Raw genomic sequence first — 25,730 nt, forward strand, 5'->3', positions numbered from 1 at the left:
GCCGGGTGAGCGCCCGTCCCCCGTACCCTCGCGTCCGCCGCCTCCGGGCGGTCCTCGCGGCGTCCTGCGCGGCGCTGCTGTTCACCACTGGTTGCAGCTTCGGTGAGCCGGAGCCGGACCCGGCGGGTGAGCCGCCCAACCTGCCGACGCCGTCGACGTCGGCGAGCCCCGGCGGCGCCGACCGGCAGGCGGTGACGACGGTTCTCGCCAAGGGGCTGCGGGTGCCGTGGGGCATCGCCTTCCTGCCGGACGGCGGCGCGCTGGTCACCGAACGCGACAGCGGCCGGATCCTCCAGGTCGGCCCCGAATCCGGGCCGGACGGGCTGCGGGTCCGGGTGGCGCAGACCATCACCGACGTGGCGGCGGCGGGCGAGGGCGGCCTGCTCGGCATCGCAGTCTCCCCCGGCTACGCCCAGGACCGGACGCTCTTCGTCTACTACACGACGGAGAAGGACAACCGGGTCGTACGGCTGCAACTCGGTGGGCAGCCGACGCCGATCCTCACCGGCATCCCGAAGGCCAACGTGCACAACGGCGGCGGGTTGGGCTTCGGCCCGGACGGGCAGCTCTACGTGAGCACCGGCGACGCCGGCGAGCGCCCCCTCGCCCAGGACACGAAGAGCCTCGGCGGCAAGATCCTGCGGGTCACCCGGGACGGCAAACCCGCCCCCGGCAACCCGTACCCCGGCAACCCGGTCTGGTCTCTCGGCCACCGCAACGTGCAGGGCTTCACCTGGGACGCGGGCAAGCGGATGTACGCGGTCGAGTTCGGTCAGAACACCTGGGACGAGATCAACCAGATCACCAAGGGCGGCAACTACGGCTGGCCGCAGGTCGAGGGGCGGGCCGGTGACCGTAAGTACGTCGACCCGATCACCCAGTGGGCGACCTCGGACGCCTCCTGCTCCGGGCTGGCCGCCACGGACCGGCTGCTGGTCACCGGCTGCCTGCGGGGCAAGCGGCTGTGGGTGCTGGAGGTGACCGACACGGGCACGCTGCTCGGCCAGCCCAGCGAACTGCTCACCAACAGGTACGGCCGGCTGCGCGCGGTGGCCGCCGCGCCGGACGGCTCGCTGTGGGTGAGTACCTCGAACCACGACGGGCGGGGCGATCCGGCGGCCGACGACGACCGGTTGCTGCGTGTGGTGTTCGCCGGCGGCGACGGCGGTCGCAGCTGATCCTTGTCACCATCCGTTCAGGTTTGCCAAGATCTTCCGACGGGCAGGTCAGAATCTCAGCATGGACGGGCAGCGCGACGAGCAGCATGACGACACCGGTGGCCGGGCCGACGACCCGGTGACCGGTGCCGACCCGTCGCCGCCGGTGGGCGGACGGCCCGGCCCGCTGCGGCGTACCGGGGTGATCCTCGCCGTCCTCGCCGTGGGCCTGGGCGGGGCGGTGCTCGGGGTGCTTGCCGGCGGGCACGTGGACACCGACATCGGGCCCTTCCGGGCCAACCTCGCCCTCACGCCGGCCAGCGCCGGCGGCACCACAGTCGACGTGCCGCCGCTCGGCGCGCTGCTGCTGGACAGCCACGACGGGCCGGTCCACCTCACCGTGCGGCTGGGCGCGCTGGACCAGAGCCGCACCGAGGCGCTGCTCGACGACCCCGCCAGCATCAGTCGGGCCAGCCAGAGCGCCGTGGAGGACGTCCGTACCGGGGTGATGCGGCTCGGCCTGCGGACCCTCGCCTCGACGGTGCTCGTCACCCTGGTCCTGGCCGGGCTGATCTTCCGCAACGTACGGCGGACCGCCTGGGCGGGTGGGTTGGCGCTGCTCGTCACGGCCGGGAGCCTCGGCGCGGCGGCGGCGACCCTGCGTCCCCAGGCCATCGAGGAGCCCCGCTACGAGGGGCTGCTGGTCAACGCGCCGGCAATCGTCGGTGACGCCCGCCGCATCGCCAACGACTACACCAAGTACGCCGAGCAGCTGCAACGCCTGGTCGGCAACGTCAGCCAGCTCTACACGACCGTGTCGGCGCTGCCGGTGTACGAGCCCGCGCCCGGCACCACCCGGGTACTGCACGTCTCCGACATGCACCTCAACCCGACCGGCTGGCAGCTGATCCGGACGGTGGTGGAGCAGTTCGGCATCGACGTGGTGATCGACACCGGCGACATCACCGACTGGGGCAGCGAACCGGAGGCGTCCTTCGTCGGCTCGATCGGCCTGCTCAAGAAGCCGTACATCTTCATCAGGGGCAACCACGACTCCGGCAAGACCGCCGCCGCCGTCGCCCGCCAACCGAACGCGATAGTCCTGAACAACTCGACGACGACGGTGGCCGGGTTGACCATCGCCGGCATCGGCGACCCCCGCTTCACCCCGGACAAGAACACCTCCCCGGCCGGCAGCGGCCTCACCCAGCAGGTCGCCGACCAGGTGATCGGCGCCGGCGAGCAGCTCGCCACCACTGTGCGCCGCGCACCCCGGCCGGTGAACATCGCGCTCGTACACGACCCGGCGTCGGCCGGGCCGCTCGCCGGCACCTGCCCGCTGGTGCTGGCCGGGCACACCCACGCGCGACAGATCTCCAAGCTCCCCGAGGCCCCCGGGCAGCAGCCCACCACCCTGATGGTGGAGGGCTCCACGGGCGGCGCCGGGCTGCGCGGCCTGGAGGGCGAGAAGCCGACCCCGCTGTCCATGAGCGTGCTCTACTTCGACCAGGACAAAATGCTCCAGGCGTACGACGACATCACCGTCGGCGGCACCGGGCAGGCCCAGGTCAACCTGGAACGGCACGTGGTGCAGACCCCGACAGCCGGCGCGCCCGCCTCGGTCACCCCGACCCCGACCCGCTGAGCGCGGGCCGGGGGGCCGACGGTCAGCGCAGGGCGATGGCGGCCAGCGCGGCGTTGACGATGCTGCCGGGCAGCAGGTCGTGCACCTCGTACAGCTCGGCGACGGTGCCTGACTGACCGAACTCGTCCACGCCCAGCGGCACCGCGGGAGCACCGAGCGCCGACCCGAGCCAGGCCATGGCGTGCGACGCAGCGTCGTGCACGGTCACCACCGGCACCCGGTCGGCGAACGCGGACCGCAGCGCGCCCGGCACGCTGGGCACGGTGGCCGTGCGCACGCCCTGACGCAGGGTGCGCTGCCACGCCCGGTAGAGCCGGTCCAGCGACGTCACGTCGACCACGTGCGCGGCGACGCCCTCCTCGGCCAGCTCGGCCGCCGCGGCCAGCACCTCGGGAAGCACCGCGCCGGACGCGGCGAGCTGCACCACAGGGGCGTCGGCCAGGTGCGGGTACGCCTGGTGCGCGTCGACGAGCCGGTACGCCCCGGCGACCACCTGCCGGCGCAGCACCGCGTCGCCGAGCCGGGCCCGGGCGGACTCGAACGGCGCCTGGTCCAGTGGACGCGTGCTCAACCGGAAGTAGTACGCCCCGTCCTCGGCGGGCGCTGCGGTCGCCGCCGGGGTCGACCCGCCGGCGATCTGCCCGAGCGCGTCGCAGAGCAGCCAGTCGAGGCTTGCCGCGTACGCCGGTTCGAGGAACGTCACGCCGGGCAGCTCCAGGCCTACCGAGGCGGTGATCGTGGACTGGTGGGCGCCGCCCTCCGGGGCCAGGGTGATGCCCGACGGGGTGCCCGCCACCACGAACCGGGAACCGGAGTACGTGCCGTACAGGAAGGCGTCCAGACCGCGCAGTACGAACGGGTCGTAGACGGTCCCCACCGGCAGCAGCGGCTGCCCGGACAGGTCCCAGGACAGGCCGAGCTGGCCGAGCAGGAGGAACAGGTTCATCTCCGAGATGCCCAGCTCGATGTGCTGCCCGGCGGGGCTCTCGGTCCAGCGCAGCATCCGGTCCTCGGCCCAGGAACGCTGCTCGGTGGGTGCGAACACCCCGGTCTTGTTGATGAACCCGGCCAGGTTGGTGGAGGTGGCCACGTCCGGGGCGGTGGTGACCAGGTAGCGGCCGACCTCCCGGTCCCGGGCCAGGTCCACGAGCACCCGCCCGAAGACCTCCTGCGTGGAGATCGGCTTGTTGGCGCGTACTCCCGTGCTCTCCGGGACGGTGACCCCCAGCGCGCGCTCGCGCGGCGCGCGGGACAGCGCCTCGCGGCGGGCGCCGGCCCGGATGCCGGCCGGTGACGCCGGGTCGAGGCGGTCCCACTCGGTGTCGCGGGTCAGGCCCTGCGCGGCCCGCAGCGTGTCCACCTGCTCGGTGCTGAGCAGCGCGGAATGGTTGCGCGGGTTGCCGGCGATGGGCAACCCCCAACCCTTCACGGTGTACGCGAAGACGACGCTGGGCCGGTCGGTGACCGCGTCACACTGGGCGTACGCGTCGAGCATCGCGGACAGGTCGTGCCCGCCCAGGTCGGTGACGAGCGGGCCCAACTCCTCGTCGGAAATGTCGGCGATGAACTCCGCGATGCCCGCCGGAGCGCCGTCCAGGAACTGCTTGCGCAACACCTCGCCGTCCAGACCGAACAGCGACTGGTACTGCTCGTTGGGCATCGCGTCGATCCAGTCGCGCAGCGCCCCGCCGCCCGGCCGGGCGTACGCCTCGGCGAGCCGGCGGCCGTACTTGACCTCCACGACGTGCCAGCCGGCGGCCTCGAACTGGCCCCGCCACTGGTTGATCCGGATACCGGGCACCACCCGGTCCAGCGACTGACGGTTGAAGTCGACGAGCCACATCACGTTGCCCAGGCCCGTGGTGGCCGGGTCGGCGACGGCCTCCCAGATGTTGCCCTCGTCCAACTCGGCGTCGCCGATCAGCGCCACGAACCGGGAGTGCGGTCGGGCCCCGAAGTGCGCGTCGACGTAGCGGCGGGCGGCGGCGGCGAACAGCGGCGCGGCAGCGCCCAGACCCACCGAGCCGGTGGAGAAGTCCACCTCGTCGGGGTCCTTGGTGCGCGACGGGTACGACTGGAGGCCGCCCCGGGCCCGCAGCCGGGGCAGGTACGAGCGGTCCAGGTTGCCGAGCAGGTACTGGAGGGCGTGGAACACCGGGGAGGCGTGCGGCTTCACGGCCACCCGGTCCTCGGCATCCAGGTGCGCGAACCACAGCGCGGTCATGGCGGTGACGAGGGAGGCGCTCGACGCCTGGTGACCGCCGACCTTCACCCCGTCGCCGGTGACCCGGTCGTGGTTGGCGGCGTCCACGATCCGGGTGGCGAGCCAGAGCACCCGCCGCTGGATCTCGTCGAGGACATCGAGGTCGTGCTGGTTCACGGTGACTCCATCCGGGCGTCGCCGTTGACGCCCTCGCGAGGGGTTGGCGGTGCGTACGGCGAACGGGCCGGCGCGCGCGGCGCCAGCCCGTTCGTCCCCGCGGATCAGCCCTGGACGCCGAGGCGTTCCAGGATGAGCTCGCGGACGGTCTTCGCGTCGGCCTGGCCACGGGTCGTCTTCATGACCGCGCCGACCAGGGCTCCGGCCGCAGCCACCTTGCCGCTGCGGATCTTGTCGGCGATGCCGGGGTTGGCGGCGATCGCCTCGTCCACGGCGGCCGTCAGCGCGCCCGTGTCCGACACGACCTCCAGGCCCCGACTGGTCATGATCTCGGTGGGCGAACCCTCACCGTCGACCACGCCCTCCAGCACCGTACGGGCCATCTTGTCGTTCAGCTTGCCGGCGTCGACCAGACCCTGCAACTCGGCGACCTGGGCCGGGGTGGCCCCGATGTCGGCCAGCTCCACGCCCGTCTCGTTCGCCCGGCGGGACAGCTCACCAAGCCACCACTTGCGGGCCGCCGCCGGGGTGGTGCCGGCGGCCACGGTGGCCTCGATCAGCTCGACCGCGCCGGCGTTGAGCACCGACTGCATGTCCAGGTCCGACAGGCCCCACTGCTCCTGGAGCCGACGCCTGTGCACCCGGGGCAGCTCCGGCAGGGCGGCCTTCAACTCGGCGACCCAGGCCGGGTCCGGAGCGATAGGCACCAGGTCCGGCTCCGGGAAGTACCTGTAGTCGGTGGCCGTCTCCTTCGAGCGCCCCGGGGTGGTGTCACCGGTGTCCTCGTGGAAGTGCCGGGTCTCCTGGGTGATCCGGCCGCCCGCGTCCAGCACCGACGCCTGCCGCAGCATCTCGGAGCGGACCGCCCGCTCCACCGACCGCAACGAGTTGACGTTCTTCGTCTCGGTGCGGGTGCCCCACTCCTGCCCCGGCAGGTTGAGCGAGGTGTTCACGTCGCAGCGCAGCGAACCCTCCTCCATCCGCACGTCGGAGACCCCGAGGGTGCGGATCACGTCGCGCAGCTCGGCGACGTACGCCTTCGCCACGTCGGGCGCGAGCGCCCCGGTGCCCGCGATCGGCTTGGTGACGATCTCCACGAGCGGTATGCCGGCCCGGTTGTAGTCGACGAGCGACTCCGTCGCGCCGTGGATCCGGCCGGTCGCGCCACCGACGTGCAGCGTCTTGCCGGTGTCCTCCTCCAGGTGCACCCGCTCGATCTCGATCCGTACCGTCTCGCCGCCCACCTCGACGTCCAGGTAACCGTCGACGCAGATCGGCTCGTCGTACTGGCTGATCTGGAAGTTCTTCGGCATGTCCGGGTAGAAGTAGTTCTTCCGGGCGAAACGGCACCACTCGGCGATCGAGCAGTTCAGTGCCAGACCGATCCGAATGATCGCCTCGATGGCGGCCTTGTTGGCCACCGGCAGCGACCCGGGCAGCCCCAGGCACACCGGGCAGACCCGGGTGTTCGGCTCGCCACCGAAGTCCGTCGGGCAGCCACAGAACATCTTGGTGTTCGTACCCAGCTCGACGTGGGTCTCCAGGCCGATCACCGGTTCGTAGCGCGCGACGACCTCGTCGTACGCGGGAAGCGTCGTCGTCATCTGGGCTCCTGCCTCACAGTGCCGGTGGGGTGAACGTGCCGACCGCGGACTCCAGCGCGGCCGCGACCCGGTACATCCGGTCGTCGGCCATCGTCGGGGCCATCACCTGAAGGCCGACGGGCAGCCCCTCGGAGAGGCCGCAGGGCACCGAGATGCCGGGCCCGCCGTACAGGTTCGTCGGAATGGTGTACAGGTCGGCCAGGTACATCTGGTACGGGTCGGCGGTCCGCGCGCCAATCGGGAACGCCACCGACGGCGTGGTCGGCGAGATCAGCGCGTCGACCTGCTCGAACGCGGTCGTGAAGTCCCGGGTGATGAGCGTCCGGACCTTCTGCGCCTGCCCGTAGTACGCGTCGTAGTACCCCGACGACAGCGCGTACGTGCCGATCATGATGCGGCGCTTGACCTCGGGGCCGAAGCCGGTCTCCCGGGTCAGCGACATGACCTCCTCCAGCGACCGGTTGCCGTCGTCGCCGACCCGCAGGCCGAACCGGACGCCGTCGAACCGGGCCAGGTTGGAGGAGCACTCGCTCGGCGCGATCAGGTAGTACGCCGGCAGCGCGTACGCGAACGTCGGGCAGGAGATCTCCACGATCTCCGCGCCCATCTTCGCCAGGGCGTCCACCGACTCGCGGAACGCCGTCATCACGCCCGGCTCGGCGCCCTCGCCGACGAACTCGCTGACGATGCCGAGACGTACGCCTGTCAGGTCGCCAGTCGCGCCGAGCTTCGCCGCCGCCACCACGTCCGGCACCGGCTGCGGGATCGACGTGGAGTCGCGCGGGTCGTGCCCGCCGATCACCTGGTGCAGCAGGGCCGCGTCGAGCACGTTACGGGCGCACGGGCCGGGCGTGTCCAGCGACGAGGAGAACGCCACCAGGCCGTAGCGGGAGGTGCCGCCGTAGGTGGGCTTCGCGCCGACCGTGCCGGTGACCGCGCCGGGCTGGCGGATCGAGCCACCGGTGTCCGAGCCGATCGCCAGCGGCGCCTCGTACGCGGCAAGCGCGGCGGCGCTGCCACCACCCGAACCGCCCGGGATCCGGCTCAGGTCCCACGGGTTGTGCGTCGGCCCGTACGCCGAGTACTCCGTGGAGGAACCCATCGCGAACTCGTCCATGTTCGTCTTGCCGAGCATCACCGTGCCGGCCTCGCGCAGCCGCTGCACGATCGTCGCGTCGTACGGCGGGCGCCAGCCCTCCAGGATCTTCGACCCCACTGTGGTGGGCACGCCACGGGTGGCGAGCACGTCCTTCACGGCCACCGGAACACCCGCGAGCGGGCCCAGCTCCTCGCCGGCGGCCCGGCGCTCGTCCACGGCGCGGGCGGCGGCCAAGGCGCCGTCGGTGTCCACGTGCAGGAAGGCGTGCACGCGGTCGTCGACGGCGGCGATCCGGTCCAGATGCGCCCGGGTCACCTCGACGGCGGAGGTCTCGCCGCCGGCGACCAGCGCGGCGATCTCCGTCGCGGTCAATCTGGTCAGGTCGCTGCTCATGAGGCCACATCCTCGCTCAGGATCCGCGGCACGCGGAAACGCTGGTCCTCGGCGTCCGGCGCACCCGACAGCACCTCCTGCGGAGTGAGGCACGGCGTGACGACGTCCTCGCGGAAGATGTTGGTCAGCGGCACCGAGTGCGAGGTCGGCGGGATGTCCGCGGCGGCGACCTCACCGACCTGGGCGACCGCCTGGAGGATCACGTCGAGCTGGCCGGCGAAGGTGTCCAGCTCCTCCTCGGTGACGGCGAGCCGCGACAGGCGCGCCAGGTGCGCGACCTCCTCGCGGGAGATGGCGGCCATCCGTGCCCCCTTCTGATGTCCTGCTGATCGGGCGGTGTGCCTGCCGCGCGGCGCGTACGGCGTGACGCGCGGTGACCGGAGCGAGTCTATTGTTCCGCCCCCTCCGCCGGCTGCTCGGGTGGGTCGGCGGGCGGGTCAGCGGGTCAGTCGACGACCCGCGTCCGGCTCCGGGCCGCCGCTGGGGCGGACCGGACGGTACCGGGCCAGCCAGGTGACCAGCTCCTCGGCGGGCATCGGCCGGGCGTAGAACCAGCCCTGGGCCGCGTCGCAGCCGGCGGCGTGCAGCATCCGCCACGTCCGCTCGTCCTCCACGCCCTCGGCGACCACCCGCAGCCCGAGCGCGCCCGCCAGCTCGATCATCGACCTGACGATCGCCGCGTCGTCGGCGTCGTCGGCCATGCCGAGCACGAACGAGCGGTCCACCTTCACCTCGGACAGCGGCAACCGGCGCAGGTGCTGCAACGACGAGTAGCCGGTGCCGAAGTCGTCAAGCGCGATGGCCACGCCGATCCGGTGCAGCCGGGAGATGGTGGCCAGCACCCGGCGCGGATCGGCCATCAGCGCGCCCTCGGTGATCTCCAGTTGCAGTCGCTCGGCCGGCACCCCGTAGCGGGCCAACCGGTCGGCTATCTGGTCGGCGATCTCACCGGTGTGCAGGTCACGGACGCTCACGTTGAGCGCCGCGCGCAACCCGATGCCGGCCGCCGACCACTTGGCGAGCTGCTCCACCACGTCGTCGACGACCCGGCGGGTCAGCAGCCGCATCACCGCGCTCTGCTCGGCGACCCGGATCAGCTCCTCGGGGTCGACCATGCCCCGGCGCGGGTGCCGCCACCGCAGCAACGCCTCGACGCCCACCACCTCACCTGTCGCGATGGCGATCTGCGGCTGGTAGTACATGGTGATCTCACCGGCGTCGTCGGCCGCCTCGCCGGTCGGGTGCGCCCACCCGGACGGCTCGGACGGCTGCGTCCCGCCGTCACCCCGCGGCGCCGGACCGCCGCGCTCCGGCGCGGGCACCGCGCCACCGTTCCGGGGCCGCCGGCCGCCCCCGGAGTGCCGGTCCCGCACCGGACCGGACCGGCTGCCGGGCACCAGCGCACGGGCGTTCCGCCCCCGGATCGGGTCGGCGCTCGTCGCAATCCGGTTGATCAGCTCGTCGGCGTGCACGAGGTCGGCGTCGGAGCGCCGGCGGCGACCCCACCAGCGGCCGCCGAGCCTCGGCGCCGTGGCTACCACCGGCGCCTGGTCCCCAGGCGACACGGCCCCGGTCGGCGCCCCGGTGGGCAGGGCCGCGCCATCCCCGCCGCGCACCTCCGTCGCCGTGTCCAGGGGTACGTCGGACGCCTCGACCGGCACGGCCTCGCTCGCCTCGGACCGCGTCGACTCCGCCGGCTGGTCGCCTCCACCCGACCGGACGTCGAACAGGTCGTCCGTCGACGGCCCCGCCTCCAGCACCCGACGCAGATCGGCCAGGAGACCGAGCCGCTCGGCGGAGTTGTGGTCGGACTCCGGGGCGTACACGGCGACCGTGTCGTTACGGTGCTTCGCGTCGTACATCGCCACGTCGGCGTGGCGCATCAGGGTGGCGAAGTCCTCACCGTGCTCGGGGAACAGGGCGATCCCGATCGACCCGCCGACGTCCAGTGGCAGCCCGTCCAGCGGCACCGGCTCGGCGAGCGCCTCCACCACCCGGTCGGCCAGCTCACGCGCCTGACCCACATCGGTCAGACCGGTCATCACGACGGCGAACTCGTCCCCGCCGAGGCGGGCGACCATCTGCGGTCGCGGCTGGACGTCGGTGAGTCGGGCGCTGACCTCGACCAGCAGCCGGTCGCCCACCGCGTGCCCGAGCGCGTCGTTGACGTTCTTGAAGCGGTCCAGGTCGATCAGGAGCAGCGCCAGGTGACCGTCGGGCTCCCCACGGGCGGTCCGCTCGGCGTGCAGGTGCACCTGCTCCGCCACCTCGGTCAGCAGCGCCTTGCGGTTGGGCAGGCCGGTGAGCGGGTCGGCGGCCGCCAGGTGCTGCTGCTCGACGGTCAGCCGGGCCATCCGGTACACGGCGAAGAGCGGCACCAGCACCAGCGGAATCAGCGCCGCGCTGACCCGCGCGGCAGCGACAAGCACCGGCGCGAGCAGCAGCAACGAGCCGGTGGACAGCAACTCGAAGCCGAGACCCTGCCGCAGGGTGGGCCACCACCGGTCACCGAAGCGCAGTCGTACCGCCCAGCTGACCAGCCCGTAGTTGACAGCGAACCAGGCCACCGTGGCGCCACCGACGGCGGCGACGTCGGTCCAGTGCAGCCGACCGCCGGAGAAGACCATGCCCGGCCCGAGCGCGAGGACGCCGTACGCGGCGGCGAGGGCGCAGGCGTACTGGCCGACGTTGAACGCCGTCCGCCACGGGGCGTGCCGCATCCGCCAACCGGACACGACGACCCCCACCGCCTGCACCGCCACCGCCGGGCCGAGGCCCCAGCCGAGCAGGATCGCGAAGGTGAAACAGGTGGACGGGAAGACCGCCGACGTCTGCCGGCGCCCGGGAGGAACGAACGGGCGGGCGTCGCACACCACGGCGAGGGCTGCCATCGTCCAGAACGCCACAGGCAGCTGGGGCAGCTCGTCCGGAAGCGTCGCGAGTGGACCTGCGGCGGTCAGCGCGGCCACCGTCAGGATCCCACCGACGAAGGTGGCGAACGGCGCCACCCGACCAGGCGGGAGCGAGTTGCGCGGGTCGGCGACCTCCACCACACCTCCCGACCGACTGTCGACGTGCCCGTGCGCACGCCGTGACCCAATGAAACGCCCTCGGCCCCAGCTTTCCCGGTATGACAGTCACGAATCGGTCGTAGTCGTAATTAAGTTGGTATACGCGCCAGCGGCCGCATCCGACCCGCCACGAGGTCAGCCCTCGACCCGGGCGACCTCCCGGGCCGCGTCGGGACCGGCGTCCAGCAACAGCCGGAACCCGTCCTCGTCGAGCACCGGCACCTTGAGACTTGCCGCCTTGTCGGCCTTGGACCCGGGGTTGTCCCCCACCACCACGAAGCTCGTCTTCTTGGAGACCGACCCGCTGACCTTGCCGCCCCGGCTCTGCACCGCCTCGGCCGCCTGATCACGGGAGAAACCGGCGAGGGTGCCGGTCACCACCACGGTCAGCCCCTCCAACGGGCGCGGCCCCTCGTCCACCGCCTCCTCGGCCATCCGTACGCCCGACTCGGCCCACTTGCGGACCACCTCGCGGTGCCAGTCCACCGCGAACCACTCCCGGATGCTCGCCGCGATGGTCGGGCCGACCCCGTCGACAGAGGACAGCTCCTCCTCACTTGCCGCGTCGATGGCGTCCATCGAGCGGAAGTGCCGGGCGAGCGCCTGGGCCGCCGTCGGGCCGACGTGCCGGATGGAGAGCGCCACCAGCACCCGCCACAGGTCCCGCTCCCGGGCCACCGCGAGATTGTCGAGCAACTTCACCGCGTTGCTGCCCAGGCTGCCGTCCTTGTTGACGAAGAACGGGGACCGGGCCAGCTGCTCGGCATCGAGCTGGAAGAGGTCACCCTCGTCGGTGATGATCTCCGCGTCGAGCAGGGCAGCGGCGCCCTTGTAGCCGAGCACCTCGATGTCGAAGGCGCCCCGGCCGGCGAGGTGGAACACCCGCTCGCGCAGCTGCGCCGGGCAGCTGCGGGTGTTGGGGCACCTGATGTCGACGTCGCCCTCCTTGGACGGCGCGAGAGGCGTGCCGCAGGCCGGGCAGTTGGTCGGCATGACGAACGGCCGGGCGTCGGCCGGCCGCAGGTCGACCACCGGGCCGAGCACCTCGGGGATCACGTCGCCGGCCTTGCGCAGCACCACCGTGTCACCGATCAGCACACCCTTGCGCTCCACCTCGCGCGCGTTGTGCAGGGTGGCGAGCGCGACAGTGGAGCCGGCCACCCGCACCGGCTCCAGGACGGCGAACGGGGTGACCCGGCCGGTACGCCCCACGTTGACATCGATGTCCAGCAGCTTGGTGGTCACCTCCTCCGGCGGGTACTTGAAGGCGATGGCCCACCTCGGCGCGCGGCTTGTCGACCCGAGCCGGCCCTGGATCGAGACCGGGTCGACCTTGACCACCACGCCGTCGATCTCGTGCTCGACGTCGTGCCGGTGCTCGGCGTAGTAGGCGATGTACTCCGCCACACCGGCCAGATCCGGCACCACCCGCCAGCGGTCGCTGGTCGGCAGCCCCCACGCCTTGAGCGCCGCGTACGACTCGGACTGCGCCGTGGGCTGGAACCCCCGACGGGCGCCGATGCCGTGCACCACGAGGCGCAGCGGCCGGGAGGCGGTGACCCGTGGGTCCTTCTGCCGCAGGCTGCCCGCCGCGGCGTTGCGCGGGTTGGCGAAGGGTGCCCGACCCTGCTCGACAAGCCCCGCGTTGAGGTCGGCGAACCCGGCGACCGGGAAGTAGATCTCGCCCCGGACCTCAAGCAACTCGGGGATGTCGGGATATTCGGCGCTGGGGGTGAGCTGCCCGGGCACGTCCCTGATGCTGCGCACGTTCGCGGTGACGTCCTCGCCGGTGCGCCCGTCACCCCTGGTGGCCGCGCGGACCAGCCGGCCCCCCTCGTAGGTGAGGTTGATCGCCAGCCCGTCGACCTTCAACTCGCACAGGTAGGGCACCGGGCCGCCGGCGTCCCGCTCGACCCGCTCGGCCCACGCCGCCAACTCCTCGTCAGCGAAGGCGTTGTCGAGTGACAGCATCCGCTCGGCGTGGGTGACAGGGGTGAAGTCGGTGGAGAACGTGCCGCCCACCCGTTGGGTCGGGGAGTCGGGCGTACGCAGCGCCGGGAACTCCTCCTCCAGCGCCTCCAGCTCGCGCAACTGCCTGTCGAACTCGGCGTCGGCGATGGTCGGCGCGTCAAGCACGTAGTAGCGGTACTGATGTTCGGTCAACTCGCGGCTCAGGGTGGCGTGCCGTTCGCGCGCCTGCGGCGGCGGCTCCACGCCGGCCGCCGCCTCCTGAGCCGGGCTGACCTGCTGGCCGATCTGCTCCTCGGACACCCCGCCACCTTCGGACACGCCTGCGACCTCCCTGATCACGCTACTCCGGCACGGTATCGGGCCGGGGTGACAATCCGCCGGCCGCCCGCGCCTGTCGGAGCCGGCCGCCTCGTGCCCACCGGACGCCGAGCGGCGCCGCGGCCGCCGGGGCGCTGCCGGGCGCGGCAGGCCGCCGCGTGCGAGGATCGCCGGACGAAGCGGCAGGTGTCGCACGAGGAGGTACGCATGCGCGACGGTCTGCTCTGGGCGGCGGTGATCCTGCTGGCGGTGGCCGCCGGCTGGGCGTGGAACAGTTGGCGGCACCGGGTGGCGAACCGGCCTCCGAGCACCCGACCGGGTCGGGACACCCGCGGCAGTCGCCCCACCCCACCGCGTCCACGCGACGCCGGCCGGCCCCGGCCGCGGTCGGGCGACAGCGCCGGCGGCACTCCGGCAGCCGGCGAGATCTGGTGGGCGGACGTGCCGTACGCCGACGGCAGCGGATCGAAGGTGCGCCCCTGTCTCGTGCTGCGCGCCGACTCGCGGGGCGCGGACGTCCTGAAGATCACCAGCCAGGACAAGAGCGACAGGGACGACCACGTCCGGATCCCCACCCGGGACTGGGACCCCGGGGCCGAGCACGACAGCTACCTGAGCCTGACCGAGCCGATCCGGATCAGCTCGGCCGACTTCGCCGACCGTGCCGGCCGCTGCGACGCCGACCTGTGGCAGCAGGTCCGCGCGCTGCGCCACCTGCCCACCAGCTGACCGTCCCCGGTCAGTCCCAGGCGGCGCCGAGGGTAGCGAGTTGGTCGGCGTACTCGATGCGGTCGGCCCACCCGGCCGGCCAGGCGGCCATCCCGGCGGCGGCGCCCACAAACGCGCCGGCCAGGGCGGCGATCGAGTCGGAGTCGCCGGCGGTGGTCGCGCCCCGGGCCAGCGCCGATACCGGGTCGTCGGCGTGTCGTACGGCGCAGAGCAGCGCGGTTGCCAGCGCCTCCTCGGCAACCCAGCCCTCACCTGTGGCCCGGCACGGGTCGCCCTCGTCGTCCGGCTGCTCCAGCGCCGCCGTCAGCCGACCCAGCACCGCCAGGCACTCGTCCCAGCCCTCGACGCTGAACGCCTCCGGGGAGCTGGCGCCCGCGCGCTGCCACAGGTCGCCCAGCCAACGCTCCTGATACACCCCACGCTGGGACCGCGCCCGCTCGACGAGGAGCGCGGGAAGCTCCGGCAGGGCGGCGCCGCCGCGCAGGGCGAGAACCGCGTACGCGGTCAGCTCACTGGCGGCCAGCCCGGTCGGGTGCCCGTGGGTCATCCCGGCCTGCAACTGGGCCAGACCGGCGAGCGTGTCCGCGTCGACGTCGAGCAGCCCGACCGGGGTGACCCGCATGTTGGCCCCGCACCCCTTCGACCCGGCGACTGTCGCCGCCTGCCAGGGCAGCCCGCGACCAAGCCCGGCGCAGGCCCGCAGGCAGGTCATCCCCGGGGCGCGGTTGTTGTCCGGACTGACCGACCAGGCCACGAAGCGTCGCCGCAGCAACGGCTCCACCGCCTCCGGGGCGAGCGACGGCGCCTCGTGCAACGCCCACCCCACCGCCAACGCCATCTGGGTGTCGTCGGTGACCAGGGCCGGCTCGCCCGACAACTCCCGGGGACCCGTCGGGCCGTACCGGCGCTCGATCTCGGCGACGGACAGGAACTCGGTCGGCTTGCCCAGCGCGTCACCGTAGGCGAGGCCGAAGAAGGAGCCGGAGGCGCGCAGGGCGGAGGGAGGAGTCACGGCGGCCATGATGCCCGGCCGCCGCAACCCCGCCGGGGTCAGTCCCAGCAGAGACAGAACGGATGGCCGGCCGGATCCGCGTAGACCCGCCAGCCCTCACCCTCACCGGGCAGCCGCCGGGCGCCCAGGGCGAGCGCCGCCTTCTCGGCCGCCTCGATGTCCTCGACAGTCACGTCGATGTGGAACTGCTGGGGCCGCTCCGGATCGGGCCAGGCCGGCGGACGCAGGTTGAGCGCCCGCTGGAACGCCAGCCGGGGCTGGTGCCCGGGTGGCCCGCCCAGCACCACCCACTCGTCGTCGGAATCACCCTCGACCAGAGGGATACCGAGCAACTCGGCGTAGAACGCCGCCAACGCCCTCGGGTCGGGGCAGTCGATCACCACTGAACGCAGCTGTCCAACCATGGCCGTCATCCTGCCCACCGGGTACGACGGAAAAACGTCAGTCCTCGGTGAACCGCCGCCCGGCGTCCCGGCACGCCGTGAGCACCGCCCTGGCGTACTGCGGGGTGGCACCGGCCAGGCCACAGGCGGGCGTCACGACGACCTGCTCGGCGAGCTGCCGGCGAGGAAAGCCGAGGCGGTCCCAGAGCTGACGTACCCGGTCGGCGACCTGCGCGGAGGTCGGCGCGACACCGGCCGACGGTGGCCGGGTCGGCGCGGCCCCGGCCAGCAGACCGAGGCCGGCGTCGATGGCCTCGCCCAGCGGGTCCAGGTCGGTGACCAGGTCGAGGTCGAGGGCCACCGCCACGGCGCCCGTGGAACGGATCAGCTCCAGCGGCACCTCCGGAGCGCAGCAGTGCACCACCGTCGGCACGCCGACCGCCTCGACGACAGTCCGCAGCAGTGCCGCCGCGTCCGCCGACTCCACCGCCCGGTACGCGCCCAGCCCACTCTCGGTCGGCACCCGTCCGGCCAGCACGGTCGGCAGTGACGGTTCGTCCAGTTGGAGCAGCACCGAGGCCCGGGGCAGGCGCCGGGCCACCGCCGCCACGTGTGCGCGCAGACCCTCGGCCAGGGAGCCGGTCAGGTCCCGGACCGCGCCCGGATCGCGCAGCAGCCGGCCGCCGATCGGCAGCTCCAGCGAGGCGGCAAGTGTGAGTGGGCCACCGGCCTGCACCTTGATCGGGCCGGCGTACTCCTCGGCCTGCTCGGCGAGCTGGTCCAGGTCCCGTTCCATCAGGTCGCGGGACCGCCGCAGGTCCCGCCCCGGGCGGGGAGCGACCCGCCACCGACCGGCGTACAGCTCCACGGGCAGCTCGACCAGCAGCCCGGCCGTACGGCCGATCAGGTCGGCCCCCGGACCACGGGCCGGCAACTCGGGCAGATGGGGCAGCGCGGGAAGCTCACCGAGGACCACTCTCTGCGCCTCGGCGATGTCGGTGCCGGGCAGCGAACCGATTCCGGTCGCCGCGCCGGCCGGCCAGGGCCACGCCTGATCTGTCACGGCCGAAGGCTATCCCGGTCCGGGTGCGGGCCGCGCGGCGACCGGACGGTCAGCCGGCGATGGTGGCGGAGCCCAGGACCACGTCACCGGCCGGGTCCGGCCGGTACGCCACGATGGCCTGACCGGCGGCGACACCGCGTACCGGGCGGCGCAGCTCGGCGTGCAGGAGGTCGCCGGCGAGGGCCACGGTGGCCGGCACCACGTCGCCGTGCGCCCGCAACTGCACCTCGCACTCCACCGGGGCGTCCGGGCGCGCGCCGCCGGTCCAGACCGGACGGACGGCCCGGACCTCGGACACCTCCAACGCCTCGGCCGGGCCGACGGTCACCGTGTTGGTAGTCGGCGTGATGGACAGCACGTAGCGGGGCCGCCCGTCCGGCGCCGGCCGGTCCAGGTGCAGCCCACGACGCTGACCCACCGTGTACGCGTACGCGCCGGTGTGGCTGCCCACCACCGCGCCGGTGCTCGCGTCGACCACGTCGCCGGGCGTCTCGCCGAGCCGGCCGGCGAGGAAGCCCCTGGTGTCGCCGTCGGCGATGAAGCAGATGTCGTGCGAGTCGGGCTTGTCCGCCACTGCCAGGCCCCGCTCGGCGGCCTCCGCGCGGACCTGCGCCTTCGTCGAGTCACCGAGCGGGAACATCGACCGGTCCAGCTGCTCGCGGGTGAGCACGGCCAGCACGTACGACTGGTCCTTCGCCACGTCGACGCTGCGGCGCAGCAGCCCGTCCGGGCCGAGCCGGGCGTGGTGGCCGGTGACCACGGCGTCGAAGCCCAGGGCCACCGCCCGGTCCAGCACCGCCGCGAACTTGATCTTCTCGTTGCAGCGCAGGCAGGGATTCGGCGTACGGCCGGCGGCGTACTCGGCCACGAAGTCGTCCACCACGTCCTCGTGGAACCTGTCGGCCATGTCCCAGACGTAGAACGGGATGCCGATCACGTCGGCGGCCCGACGGGCGTCGCGGGAGTCCTCCAGGGTGCAGCAGCCGCGCGCCCCGGTGCGGTAGGTCTGCGGGTTGCGGGCCAGCGCCAGGTGCACACCTGTCACGTCGTGCCCGGCCGCCACCGCCCGCGCCGCCGCCACCGCCGAGTCAACCCCGCCCGACATCGCCGCCAGAACCCTCACCAGCTCACTCCCATCCCCCCGCGCGCCTTCGCCGTGCCCCGCACAAGCCTATCCGCCACCCCGAACCGCCCCGGTCTCCCGCCCGCCCGGCGCACCGGCGCGAGCGGGCTCCCGCGCTGGTCAGCGAGGGGTACGGGGTGCGGCGGCCCGGCGGGCTCGTTCGACCGCCGCCGGGAGGGCCGCGATGACGGCGTCGACGTCGGCCTGGGTGCTGGTGTGGCCGAGTGTGAAACGCAGCGAGGAGCGGGCGCGGTCGTCGTCGGCGCCCATCGCCAGCAGCACGTGTGATGGCTGCGCCACGCCGGCGGAGCAGGCCGAGCCCGTCGAGCAGGCGATGCCCTGGGCGTCGAGCAGCAGCAGCAGGGCGTCGCCCTCGCAGCCGGGGAAGGAGAAGTGCGCGTTGCCGGGCAGTCTGTCGACCGGGTCGCCGTTGTAGATCACCTCGAGCACCACCCGGCGGACCCGTTCGATCAGGTCGTCGCGGAGCGCGGCCACCCGGGCCGCGTACTCCTGCTGGCCCTTCACCGCCGCTTCCACGGCGACGGCGAAGGCGACGATGCCTGCGGTGTCGAGCGTGCCGGAGCGGACGTCGCGTTCCTGACCGCCGCCGTGCAGCAGCGGTGTGGCGGCCACGTCCCGGGCGAGCAGGAGAGCGCCCACGCCGGTCGGGCCGCCCAGCTTGTGCCCGGTGACCGTCAGCGCGGCGGCCCCGCTGGCGGCGAAGTCGACAGGCACCTGGCCGACCGCCTGGATGGCGTCGGTGTGGAACGGCACGCCGTGTTCGGCGGCGACGGCGGCCAACTCGGTCACCGGCTGGACGGTGCCCACCTCGTTGTTCGCCCACATGGCGGTGACCACGGCCACCCGGTCGGCGTGCGCGGCCAACTCCGCGCGCAGTGTCTCCGGGTGGAGCCGACCGGCGTCGTCCACAGGCAGCAGGCCGAGCTCGGCACCCTCGTGCTCGGCGAGCCAGTCGACCGCGTCCAGCACGGCGTGGTGCTCGACGGCGCTGGACACCACCCGCCGACGGTCGGAGCCGGCGTCCCGGCGGGCCCAGAAGATGCCCTTGACCGCCAGGTTGTCGCTTTCCGTGCCACCACCTGTGAAGATCACCTCGGACGGCCGGGCACCGAGAACGGCAGCCACCCGCTCGCGTGACTCCTCGACCCGGCGGCGGGCACGGCGACCCGCCGCGTGCAGGGAGGACGCGTTGCCGACCTCGCGGGCGGTGGCGACGTACGCCTCCAGTGCCTCGTCGAGCATCGGAGTCGTCGCCGCGTGATCCAGGTAAGCCATCACCGTTCAGCCTACGGCCGAGCGGTCGGGATGCGGAGGGCGGAGGGGCCCTGTGCGCGAGCCGCCGGGGTGGGTCTCCCCACCCCGGCCGCTCGCGACCACGCACCCGCTCAGGCGGGCACCGCGGTGACGACGATGTTGTCGCGGTACTTGCGGGCCTTGGCGTCGAACGGCCCACCGCAGGTGATCAGGGTCAGTCGCGGCTTGCCGTCCCGGGCGAAGTAACGGTCCAACGGAATCTTGGTCTTGTCGTACTCCTCCCGGGCCACGACCCGGTACTTGCGGGCCTTGCCGTCGCTGCCGGTCGCCGTCAGGGTGTCGCCCTGGTCGAGTTCCCGCAGCCGGAAGAACGCGCCCTTGCCCTGCTGGGCGCTGTCCACGTGACCGGCGATGACCACCGAGCCGGCGTCCGCCTCCAGGCCGGGGCCGTACCGGTACCAGCCGATCTTGTCGACGCTCGGCGGCACCTCGAACTCGTTGGTCCGCTTGTTGATGCCCACCGCGTTGATCGTGGCGGTGACGTCGATCGCCGGAATCGCCAGCCGGACCGGCGGGACGATCTCCGCCCCGGCCGGCAGCTCCCCGGCGGTCACCGGGACCGGCTGGCCCTCGGCCGCGCTGGCCGACGGGGTCGGGGTGGCGGTTGCGAGGTTGGCCGCCTCGTCGGCGCCCACGTCCTCGGCCGGCTGGGAGCCGCACGCCACGAGCGTGGCGACGGTGAGCGCGGCAACGCCGGCGGCCAGGGCCGCCAGCGCGCCGCGGTTGCGCACCGTCACTTGCGGCCGGTCCGCGCGGTGGCCATCCGCACCCCACCGCCGAGCAGCAGGAGCACGCCGGCGCCGGTGAGCACGTACCACCAGGTGTTCACGCCCGTGCCGGCCTGGCCGCCGTCACCGCTGGGCACGCCACCCGGGGCGGAGTGCAGACCGGTGATGGTCTGGGCGACCACGTCGAGGGTCTTGCCCTCGGCGGAGCCGATCGCGTAGACGATCGTCGCGGTGCCCTCCTTGAGGTTGAGGTCGGCCGGGCCGATGGCCACTGTGTCGGTGCCGGCCAGCACCACGTCCGCCTTCACGTTGCCCGCGTCGACGTCACCCTTGGCCTCGTTCGGGTTGGTGAGGTTCTTGAAGACCGGGGTGCCACCGGCGCGCACGTCCACCTCGGGTGCGGCGGCGGTGTGCCGGACGATCAGCCGGGCCTTACCGGCGTCGACCTTGGAGACGTCGTTCACGAACGGGGTGATCTTCGGCTGGCCGGCGGCGTCGAGGTGCGCGGCGATGCTGATGTTCGCCCCACCCGGCACCGCGGCGTTGTCGACCTTGAGGATCGCGCTGCCGACCGGCTCGCCCGGCTTGGTCAGCGCGATGTCGTAGTCGCCCTCCTCCAGGTTCAGCGGGCCGGCCACGTCACCGGGCTTGAAGTTGTCGAGCGTCTTCTTGCCGTTGACGTACACGTCGACAGGGGTGTCCGGGATGCCGTGCACGACGGAGACCTTCGACGTGGCGGCGTACGCGGGGCTGGCGGTGAACGCGCCGACGCCGGCGAAGGCCAGCGCGGCGACGGCGCCGCCCGCGGCGACCCGACGGAAGTACGAGAGCTGCATGTCTGCCTCCTGGTGATTACTGCTGATTCGTCAGGCCTGGCTTGCAGAACGGGTTACGCCGGCTCCGAGGCGGATGGATGCGCACCTGACGAACTTTTCTTTTTCGGCGTCGTCCGCATCCGTACCGATGGCGAAAGACGAAGAGCAGGTGAGATGACATCGACCGGGAAAGTGGGGCGGAGGCTGTGGCAGCTACAGTCGGGTATGCCCCATCGAAGGCGAGCCGCCTGATGACGGCGCCACCCCAGAATCCAGACCCTCCGGTGGACGACACAGCCCTCCGGTTCCGCGCTGGCGACGAGGCGGCGCTGCGCGAGGCCTACGACCGTTACGGCCGGGCCGTCCTGCACCTGGCCACCACCATGCTGGCCAACCGCGCCGACGCCGAGGACGTGACCCAGGCGACATTCGTCGCCGCCTGGCTGGGAAGGGACACCTTCGATCCAGCCAAGGGGTCGCTGATCGGCTGGCTGCTCGGCATCGGTAGGCGCAAGGTGATCGACCGGATGCGGGCCTCGGCCCGGGAGACCCGGGTGGCCGAGACGGTCCGCCAACTGCCCGAGCCGGCACAGACGGGCCCGGACCCCGACCGGGTGGTGGACCGGCTGGTCATCGCCGACGAGCTGGCCCGACTCCCGGACGACCAACGGCGCATGCTGGAGTTGGCGTTCTACGACGACCTGACACACCAGCAGATATCGGCGGTGACAGGCGTACCGCTGGGCACTGTGAAAAGTCACATCCGGCGCGGCATGGCGAGCTTGAAACGCAGATGGGAGGTGGACGGTGCAGCACCTGGACCACGACCGGCTGGTCTTTCTGGCGCTCGGTGAGAGCGAGGCGGACAACGGCGAGAGCACCCACCTCGACACCTGTGCACACTGCCGGGCGGAGATGGCGACGCTCCAGCAGGTCGCCGGTCTCGGCGCCGAGACGCAGGGCCTCGCCGACCTGCCCGACCCGCCTGAGCACATCTGGCAGGGCATCGCGGCGGAGATCAGAGCAGCGGAGGCCCTGCCGTCGCTCTCCGACTCCCGTCGGCAACAGGTGCCTGAGCAGGCGAACAGCACGACTGCCGAGCCGGCCGCCCGCACGACGGTCACCCGCCTGGATTCGGCGGGCCGGTCCCGCCGGGGCCGGGGCTGGTCCCGCTGGGCGTCGGTCGCGGTGACCGCGGCGGCCGCCGCGGCGGTCGGTGTGGTGGGGACGGCCTCCGTACTGCGCTCGGACGACCCGACTCCCGCTCCGCCGCAGGCGGTGGTGGCCCGCGCGCCACTCGCGGCGTACGGATCGACACCGCCGGCGGCCACTGGTGACGCCCGGGTTCTCCAGGACGGCCAACTGCATCTGCATGTGGCGAATCTCCCGAGCGTCCCGGGGTACTACGAGGTCTGGCTCATCAACCCGACGACGATGGAGATGTTCTCGGTCGGCACCCTGGGGGGCGGCTCCGATGCTCTGCTGCCGCTGCCCCCGAACGTCGACCTCAAGACCTACTCGGTGGTCGACGTCTCCGCCGAGCAGTTCGACAACAACACCCGCCACTCCGGCGACAGCCTGCTGAGGGGCACCCTGACGGGCTGATCGGTGGGCCGGCTCAGCTCCCCGGCCCGCCGATCAGCTCCCTCGTTGGAAAAGGCAGTGGCCGCCCCGACACGTCGGGGCGGCCACTGTCGCGCAGGGGGTCACTTACGCTTGCGGATCTCCTCGGCGGCCTGCGGGACGATCTTGAACAGGTCGCCCACCACGCCGAAGTCGGCCAGCTCGAAGATCGGCGCCTCGCCGTCCTTGTTGACCGCGACGATGGTCTTCGAGGTCTGCATGCCGGCCCGGTGCTGGATGGCACCGGAGATGCCCAGTGCCACGTAGAGCTGCGGGGAGACCGTCTTGCCGGTCTGACCCACCTGGAACTGGTGCGGGTAGAAGCCGGAGTCGACGGCCGCGCGGGACGCGCCCACGGCTCCGCCGAGCAGATCGGCCAGCTCCTCGACCAGCTTGAAGTTGTCGGCGTTGCCGACACCGCGGCCGCCGGAGACGACCACGCCGGCCTCGGTCAGCTCCGGGCGGGAGCCCTTCTGCTCGGCGACCCGCTCGACGACCCTGGCCAGCTTGTCCGTGTCGGTGACCGACACGGTGAGCTGCTCGATCGCCGGGGTGGCGGCGGCCGGGCTCGGGGTGAGCGAGTTGGGTCGCACGGTGACCAGCGGCAGGCCCTTGGTGACCTTGGACTTGACGATCGTGGAACCGGCGAAGGCCACCTGGGTGGCGGTGCCGTCGGCGTCCAGGCCGACGACGTCGGTCAGGATGCCGTTGTCCAGCTTGACGGCGAGGCGGGCGGCGATCTCCTTGCCCTCCTGGGCCGACGCCAGCAGCACGGCCGCCGGCTGCACCCGCTGGACCAGCTCGGCCAGCACGGTGGCCTTGGGGGCCACCAGGTAGCCGTCGATCTCGTCACCCTCGGCGGCGTAGATCTTTTCCGCGCCGTACTCGCCCAGCTTGCCGCTCAGCGCCTCGGCCGCGCCGGCGCCGCCGAGCACGACCGCGCTGGGCGTACCCAGCTCACGGGCGAGGGTGAGCATCTCCAGGGTGACCTTCTTGACGCCGAATTCCTTGGTGGCTTCGACGACGACGAGAACCTCAGACATGTCCAGACCCGCTCTCACACGAACTTCTCGGTGGCGAGGAACTCGACCAGCTTGACGCCGCCCTCGCCCTCGTCGGTGATCTTGGCGCCGCCGGAGCGCGGCGGACGCTTGGAGTGCTCGACCACGGCGCTGGTGGCGCCGTCGAAGCCCACCTCGGTCGGCGCGACGCCGAGGTCCGCCAGGGAGAAGGTCTGCACCGGCTTCTTCTTGGCGGCCATGATCCCCTTGAACGACGGGTACCGCGGCTCGTTGATGGTGTCCCAGACGGAGACCACGGCCGGCGTGGAGGCGGTGACGACCTCGTAGCCCTCCTCGGTCTGCCGCTCGACGGTCAGCGTGCCGCCGTCGACGGTGAGCTTGCGGGCGCCGGTGAGCGCCGCGACACCGAGCCGCTCGGCGATCATGTGCGGCATGACCTGGACCCGGCCGTCGGTGGACTCCGCGCCGCAGATCACCAGGTCGGCGTTGAGCTGACCGAGCGCGGCGGCGAGCACCTTCGAGGTGGCCACGGCGCAGGACCCGTGCAGGGCGTCGTCCACCACGTGCACGGCCTTGTCCGGGCCCATGGAGAGCGCCTTGCGGATCGACTCGGTCGCCCGGTCCGGACCCATGGTCAGGACGGTGACCTCGCCACCGTGCGCCTCCTTGATCTTCAGCGCCTCCTCGATGGCGTACTCGTCCATCTCATTGATCACGTTGTTCGCCGAACCGCGGTCGACGGTGTTGTCGTCATTGCGCAGGTTGCGGTCCGCGCCCGAATCAGGCACCTGCTTGACGAGTACGACGATATTCATCGCGCTTCGACGACCCTCCTGTGTGGTGATGCGATTCGCTCGCCCGGTCTGGGCCGCAGCCTCGCGCGTCGGTCGACGCCTGGTCAACCGCGGGCTGTTGTGCGGTTGCCCACGACGCAATGTTACCTGCCAGTAGGTTGCAGCTCCCGGGCACTCAGAGTGACACAGCTCACCGACACCCGCGCGGTCAGGCCGACTCGGCCAAGGCGCCGCGGATCCGGTCGATGACCGCCGCCTCCGCCGGCGCCACCCCGTTGTGCGCCCGGGCCGCACGGTCGGCCGCCGTCAACACCACCGAGCGGTACGTCTCGACGTCCGTCGGCGCCTTCTCCCGCAGGATCCGGACCGCCCCGGTGAGCGCCGGAAAAACCACAGACTCGATCTCCAACTCGGAGTCGCGGGGCAGCCAGGGCAGTGGGCCGGTGGTCAGCGCCTCCTTGACCACGCCGCTGGCGCCGGCCAGCGCGCCGGAGGCGGCGAAGCTCTCCCGGAACACGCCCACCATCCCCGGGTCGGCGTTGGTGACCAGGAGGACGGCGCCGAACGCACCGGTCTTGAGGGTCAACCGCTCCTCGTCCGTCAACCGCTGCTCCATGATCACGGAGTGTAGACGTACGGGGTGGTGGTGGTGACCGGGACGAGACCGAGACGTTGCAGGATGGGCCGGCTGTCCTCGGACGCGTCGACCTGCAACAGCGTCCGACCCCGCTGGTCGGCCAGCCGGGCCCGGTAGGTGACAAGCGCGCGGTAGATGCCCCTGCGACGCCACTGCGGCAGGGTCGAGCCGCCCCAGAGGGTGGCGAAGCCGGTGTTCGCCGGGAAACGCACCCAACCCGCGCTGACCACCGTCCCGTCCGCCTCGGCCACCACGACGGTGATCGAGTGCCTGTCGGCGTCGATCTCCTTGGCCAGCCCCCACACGAGGTGCGAGCGGTCCTCCCGCCAGACCTCCTCCTCCATGGCGGCGATCCGCTCCAGGTCCTCCCGGGAGGTCACCTCACGCAGGCGTACCCCCTCGGGTGGGACAGGCAGCGCGGCGGCCAGCGGCGCGACCGGCCCGATCACGACGGTCTCCCGCTCCTCCGGCACGAAGCCGGCAGCGCGCAGGCGGTCGGGCAGATCCGCCGGCTCGTCGTGCTCGTTGAGCTTCCACTCGACGGACTGGCCACGCTCGCGGAACAGCTGCACCTGCCGTGCGATCAGTTCGTCAAGCGCGTCCCCGGTCAACCCGCCCAGGTCGCGGTAGGTGAGGAATCCACCCGCGTCCAGCCCGAGGATCCGGACCAGCGGCCCGTCCCGCTCCACCGTCACACCGGCCGGGACCGGGTCGGGGATCTCCGGACGGAGTTGGTTGTCGTAGGCGTCACGCAGCGTCAGTACGTCGAGATCGGTCACCGGCTCAGGCTAAGCCGGAGATCAAGCGGATAATCGGCAGCGTGTGGGA

General features: G+C 72.6%; 22 protein-coding genes. 5 read left to right on the forward strand and 17 right to left on the reverse strand.

Features of this window, described 5'->3' with window-relative positions:
- The first annotated feature begins 5 nt into the window (after positions 1 to 5).
- Entirely contained in the window at positions 6 to 1,178 is a 1,173-nt protein-coding gene (locus tag ACZ6N8_RS00765) for a PQQ-dependent sugar dehydrogenase (protein ID WP_466006709.1), read from the forward strand.
- A 61-nt stretch (positions 1,179 to 1,239) separates the two neighbouring features.
- Entirely contained in the window at positions 1,240 to 2,802 is a 1,563-nt protein-coding gene (locus ACZ6N8_RS00770; RefSeq protein ID WP_466006711.1) for a metallophosphoesterase, read from the forward strand.
- 22 nt (positions 2,803 to 2,824) lie between these two features.
- Here the strand turns inward: ACZ6N8_RS00770 and ACZ6N8_RS00775 are convergent, their stop codons facing one another.
- The 6 genes from ACZ6N8_RS00775 to ligA form a co-directional block, all read right to left on the reverse strand.
- Positions 2,825 to 5,182, reverse strand: coding sequence for a transketolase-like TK C-terminal-containing protein (locus ACZ6N8_RS00775; protein WP_466006713.1), 2,358 nt, complete (start codon positions 5,180 to 5,182; stop codon positions 2,825 to 2,827).
- Between the two features lie 104 nt (positions 5,183 to 5,286).
- Entirely contained in the window at positions 5,287 to 6,786 is a 1,500-nt protein-coding gene (gatB, locus tag ACZ6N8_RS00780; RefSeq protein WP_364367078.1) for an Asp-tRNA(Asn)/Glu-tRNA(Gln) amidotransferase subunit GatB, read from the reverse strand.
- A 13-nt stretch (positions 6,787 to 6,799) separates the two neighbouring features.
- On the reverse strand, positions 6,800 to 8,278 hold the full coding sequence (gene gatA / locus ACZ6N8_RS00785) for an Asp-tRNA(Asn)/Glu-tRNA(Gln) amidotransferase subunit GatA (protein ID WP_466006716.1): 1,479 nt from the start codon (positions 8,276 to 8,278) through the stop codon (positions 6,800 to 6,802).
- Complete coding sequence (gatC, locus tag ACZ6N8_RS00790; RefSeq protein ID WP_139586470.1) at positions 8,275 to 8,580, reverse strand: Asp-tRNA(Asn)/Glu-tRNA(Gln) amidotransferase subunit GatC; 306 nt, start codon at positions 8,578 to 8,580, stop codon at positions 8,275 to 8,277. Before gatC ends, gatA begins: the two co-directional genes overlap by 4 nt.
- Positions 8,581 to 8,715: 135 nt before the next feature.
- Positions 8,716 to 11,328 (reverse strand): putative bifunctional diguanylate cyclase/phosphodiesterase, encoded by a 2,613-nt coding sequence (locus ACZ6N8_RS00795; RefSeq protein WP_466006717.1) that lies wholly within the window; start codon positions 11,326 to 11,328, stop codon positions 8,716 to 8,718.
- A 156-nt stretch (positions 11,329 to 11,484) separates the two neighbouring features.
- On the reverse strand, positions 11,485 to 13,620 hold the full coding sequence (ligA, locus tag ACZ6N8_RS00800) for an NAD-dependent DNA ligase LigA (protein WP_364367089.1): 2,136 nt from the start codon (positions 13,618 to 13,620) through the stop codon (positions 11,485 to 11,487).
- 225 nt (positions 13,621 to 13,845) lie between these two features.
- On the opposite strand from ligA, the gene ACZ6N8_RS00805 reads away from it, so the two are divergent.
- Positions 13,846 to 14,367, forward strand: a complete 522-nt coding sequence (locus ACZ6N8_RS00805; RefSeq protein ID WP_466006718.1) for a type II toxin-antitoxin system PemK/MazF family toxin — start codon at positions 13,846 to 13,848, stop codon at positions 14,365 to 14,367.
- 10 nt (positions 14,368 to 14,377) lie between these two features.
- Here the strand turns inward: ACZ6N8_RS00805 and ACZ6N8_RS00810 are convergent, their stop codons facing one another.
- From ACZ6N8_RS00810 to ACZ6N8_RS00840, 7 genes are all read right to left on the reverse strand, one after another.
- A complete protein-coding gene (locus ACZ6N8_RS00810) occupies positions 14,378 to 15,388 on the reverse strand; it encodes an ADP-ribosylglycohydrolase family protein (protein WP_466006719.1) in 1,011 nt (336 codons plus the stop codon).
- A gap of 29 nt (positions 15,389 to 15,417) precedes the next feature.
- Positions 15,418 to 15,783, reverse strand: a complete 366-nt coding sequence (locus ACZ6N8_RS00815) for a VOC family protein (protein WP_466006720.1) — start codon at positions 15,781 to 15,783, stop codon at positions 15,418 to 15,420.
- Positions 15,784 to 15,820: 37 nt separating this feature from the next.
- Positions 15,821 to 16,825 carry a uroporphyrinogen decarboxylase/cobalamine-independent methonine synthase family protein gene (locus ACZ6N8_RS00820; protein WP_466006721.1) on the reverse strand — a complete coding sequence of 335 codons (1,005 nt, stop codon included), beginning with the start codon at positions 16,823 to 16,825 and terminating at the stop codon, positions 15,821 to 15,823.
- A gap of 49 nt (positions 16,826 to 16,874) precedes the next feature.
- Positions 16,875 to 17,948 carry a tRNA 2-thiouridine(34) synthase MnmA gene (gene mnmA, locus ACZ6N8_RS00825; RefSeq protein ID WP_466006722.1) on the reverse strand — a complete coding sequence of 358 codons (1,074 nt, stop codon included), beginning with the start codon at positions 17,946 to 17,948 and terminating at the stop codon, positions 16,875 to 16,877.
- 120 nt (positions 17,949 to 18,068) lie between these two features.
- Positions 18,069 to 19,244, reverse strand: a complete 1,176-nt coding sequence (locus tag ACZ6N8_RS00830) for a cysteine desulfurase family protein (protein ID WP_466006723.1) — start codon at positions 19,242 to 19,244, stop codon at positions 18,069 to 18,071.
- Positions 19,245 to 19,354: 110 nt separating this feature from the next.
- Complete coding sequence (locus ACZ6N8_RS00835; RefSeq protein WP_466006724.1) at positions 19,355 to 20,020, reverse strand: class F sortase; 666 nt, start codon at positions 20,018 to 20,020, stop codon at positions 19,355 to 19,357.
- Complete coding sequence (locus ACZ6N8_RS00840; RefSeq protein ID WP_466006725.1) at positions 20,017 to 20,847, reverse strand: DUF4397 domain-containing protein; 831 nt, start codon at positions 20,845 to 20,847, stop codon at positions 20,017 to 20,019. Before ACZ6N8_RS00840 ends, ACZ6N8_RS00835 begins: the two co-directional genes overlap by 4 nt.
- Before the next feature lie 230 nt (positions 20,848 to 21,077).
- Between ACZ6N8_RS00840 and ACZ6N8_RS00845 the strand changes: the two genes are divergently transcribed.
- Positions 21,078 to 21,680 (forward strand): RNA polymerase sigma factor, encoded by a 603-nt coding sequence (locus tag ACZ6N8_RS00845; RefSeq protein WP_364367115.1) that lies wholly within the window; start codon positions 21,078 to 21,080, stop codon positions 21,678 to 21,680.
- Positions 21,634 to 22,431 carry an anti-sigma factor gene (locus tag ACZ6N8_RS00850; RefSeq protein ID WP_466006726.1) on the forward strand — a complete coding sequence of 266 codons (798 nt, stop codon included), beginning with the start codon at positions 21,634 to 21,636 and terminating at the stop codon, positions 22,429 to 22,431. The genes ACZ6N8_RS00845 and ACZ6N8_RS00850 overlap by 47 nt, the downstream gene beginning before the upstream one ends.
- Before the next feature lie 101 nt (positions 22,432 to 22,532).
- Here the strand turns inward: ACZ6N8_RS00850 and ACZ6N8_RS00855 are convergent, their stop codons facing one another.
- The 4 genes from ACZ6N8_RS00855 to ACZ6N8_RS00870 all read right to left on the reverse strand — a co-directional run bounded on the left by ACZ6N8_RS00855 (position 22,533) and on the right by ACZ6N8_RS00870 (position 25,681).
- A complete protein-coding gene (locus ACZ6N8_RS00855; protein ID WP_364367121.1) occupies positions 22,533 to 23,492 on the reverse strand; it encodes an electron transfer flavoprotein subunit alpha/FixB family protein in 960 nt (319 codons plus the stop codon).
- 14 nt (positions 23,493 to 23,506) lie between these two features.
- Entirely contained in the window at positions 23,507 to 24,286 is a 780-nt protein-coding gene (locus ACZ6N8_RS00860; protein WP_387112597.1) for an electron transfer flavoprotein subunit beta/FixA family protein, read from the reverse strand.
- A gap of 187 nt (positions 24,287 to 24,473) precedes the next feature.
- Positions 24,474 to 24,887 carry a hypothetical protein gene (locus ACZ6N8_RS00865; protein WP_466006727.1) on the reverse strand — a complete coding sequence of 138 codons (414 nt, stop codon included), beginning with the start codon at positions 24,885 to 24,887 and terminating at the stop codon, positions 24,474 to 24,476.
- Entirely contained in the window at positions 24,884 to 25,681 is a 798-nt protein-coding gene (locus ACZ6N8_RS00870) for a GNAT family N-acetyltransferase (RefSeq protein WP_466006728.1), read from the reverse strand. The genes ACZ6N8_RS00865 and ACZ6N8_RS00870 overlap by 4 nt, the downstream gene beginning before the upstream one ends.
- Between the last annotated feature and the right edge of the window lie 49 nt (positions 25,682 to 25,730).

The organism is Micromonospora sp. NPDC047521 (assembly GCF_055587305.1).

Coding starts and splice junctions, on each gene's coding strand:
- ACZ6N8_RS00830 (WP_466006723.1), bottom strand. CDS start 19,244: ATGGCTTACCTGGATCACGCGGCGACGACTCCGATGCTCGACGAGGCA.
- gatB (WP_364367078.1), bottom strand. CDS start 6,786: ATGACGACGACGCTTCCCGCGTACGACGAGGTCGTCGCGCGCTACGAA.
- ACZ6N8_RS00840 (WP_466006725.1), bottom strand. CDS start 20,847: ATGCAGCTCTCGTACTTCCGTCGGGTCGCCGCGGGCGGCGCCGTCGCC.
- ACZ6N8_RS00845 (WP_364367115.1), top strand. CDS start 21,078: ATGACGGCGCCACCCCAGAATCCAGACCCTCCGGTGGACGACACAGCC.
- ACZ6N8_RS00770 (WP_466006711.1), top strand. CDS start 1,240: ATGGACGGGCAGCGCGACGAGCAGCATGACGACACCGGTGGCCGGGCC.
- ACZ6N8_RS00810 (WP_466006719.1), bottom strand. CDS start 15,388: ATGGCCGCCGTGACTCCTCCCTCCGCCCTGCGCGCCTCCGGCTCCTTC.
- ACZ6N8_RS00805 (WP_466006718.1), top strand. CDS start 13,846: ATGCGCGACGGTCTGCTCTGGGCGGCGGTGATCCTGCTGGCGGTGGCC.
- ACZ6N8_RS00815 (WP_466006720.1), bottom strand. CDS start 15,783: ATGGTTGGACAGCTGCGTTCAGTGGTGATCGACTGCCCCGACCCGAGG.
- ACZ6N8_RS00860 (WP_387112597.1), bottom strand. CDS start 24,286: ATGAATATCGTCGTACTCGTCAAGCAGGTGCCTGATTCGGGCGCGGAC.
- ACZ6N8_RS00855 (WP_364367121.1), bottom strand. CDS start 23,492: ATGTCTGAGGTTCTCGTCGTCGTCGAAGCCACCAAGGAATTCGGCGTC.
- gatA (WP_466006716.1), bottom strand. CDS start 8,278: ATGAGCAGCGACCTGACCAGATTGACCGCGACGGAGATCGCCGCGCTG.
- gatC (WP_139586470.1), bottom strand. CDS start 8,580: ATGGCCGCCATCTCCCGCGAGGAGGTCGCGCACCTGGCGCGCCTGTCG.